This is a genomic window from Nocardioides jensenii JCM 1364 = NBRC 14755, assembly GCF_001552535.1.
GTDB classification, from domain to species: Bacteria; Actinomycetota; Actinomycetes; order Propionibacteriales; family Nocardioidaceae; genus Nocardioides; species Nocardioides jensenii.
Map to the genome: position 1 here is coordinate 1 of NZ_BCRJ01000134.1, position 1,300 is coordinate 1,300.

The 1,300-nt window shown below is 71.6% G+C and carries 2 protein-coding genes; both read right to left on the reverse strand.

Going from position 1 to position 1,300, the window contains the following annotated elements; translation table 11 throughout:
- Positions 1–6 precede the first annotated feature (6 nt).
- A complete protein-coding gene (locus tag NJ4_RS23345) occupies positions 7–522 on the reverse strand; it encodes a SigE family RNA polymerase sigma factor (RefSeq protein ID WP_067441327.1) in 516 nt (171 codons plus the stop codon).
- A partial coding sequence (locus tag NJ4_RS26140) for a hypothetical protein (protein ID WP_169799318.1) occupies positions 519–1,300 on the reverse strand: 782 nt, incomplete at its 5' end. The genes NJ4_RS26140 and NJ4_RS23345, both read right to left, overlap by 4 nt.

Here is a 1,300-nt window from a genome sequence, read left to right on the forward strand (position 1 = left end):
CGCTCGTCAGTCCACGTCGGCCGGTGCGAGCAGTGCCCGGAGGGTGTCGAGCCCGCGCGAGGTGTGGCTCTTGACGGTGCCCTCGCCGATGCCGAGCTCGTGCGCGGTCTCGGTGACGCTCAGACCGAGCCAGTGACGCAGCACCACGGTCTTGCGCTGCATCTCGGGCATCTGCTGGAGCGCATCGAACAACGCGGACCGCTCCTCGGCCGGCAGCCCCGGTCGCTGCGCGGCTTCGTCGCCGCCGGTCAGCTCGACCGTCTGCGGCCGGCGCATCCGGCGCCGGTGCTCGTCGATGTTGACGCGCACCAGGATCTGTCGCACGTAGGCCTCCGGCTGCTCGTCACGGCGCACCCGCGGCCACGCGACGTACAGCTTGACCAGGGCGTCCTGGAGCAGGTCGTCGGCCAGGTGCCAGTCGCCGCAGATCGCGTAGGCGATGCGCCGCAGGTGCAGCCGACGGGCGGCCACGAAGTCGACGTAGTCGGCCTCGCGGTTCGCCCGGCCCGAGAAGAGCGTCACTGCAGGCCCTCGCTCGTGCCGTCACCGTACTGGCCACGGGCGTGGTCGAGGAAGGCCTGGATCGTGGGGAAGGTGCCGGCGTTGCCGCCGCGGATCACCTCGGCCTCGTGGCCCGGCGTACGCCTCACCACGACGTAGACGTCCTTGCCGGTGGGCATGGCGACGCGGGCAGCGGCCGTGTCGTCGCCGGGACCGGCGAAGCGCGAGCCGAGGTCGATGTCGTTGACCTGCGCAACGATGGTCAGACCCGCGGCGGGCTCCAGCGTGCCGTCCGGGTTCATCGTGACCAGGGGCCCGGTGGTCTCGTCGGTGTCGTTGCGCTGGGCGATGCCCTGGTCGGCGTCGAGCACGCGCTGCCTGTCCACGGCCTCGGGCAGCCAGGACTCCAGGGTGCCGACCGCGTCGTGCGAGTCGACGCTGATGTAGGGGCCATAGTCGCCGGGTTGCTCGACCAGCAGCACGAACTTGTGCTCGGCGCCCTTGCGCACCTCGAGGCCCAGGGAGTTGTTGGGATCTGCGTAGTTCATCGGGTTGTCGACGCGTGAGATCTCACGCCAACCCTTGGCGAGGTAGGCCTCGCCGCCGCGGATCGTGGCCGGCTCACCGAGGAAGTCGCCCTTGCTGGGCTGGTACGGCTTGTCGGGCGTGGCCGCGGGCGTCGTCGACGAGGCCGACTCCGACGGGGAGGTGGCCGCGGTGCCGCTGTCGTCGGCCGGTTCGTCGCCTCCGGTTCCGGTGGCGAGCCACGCCGTACCGCCGACCAGGGCGGCGACGGCCA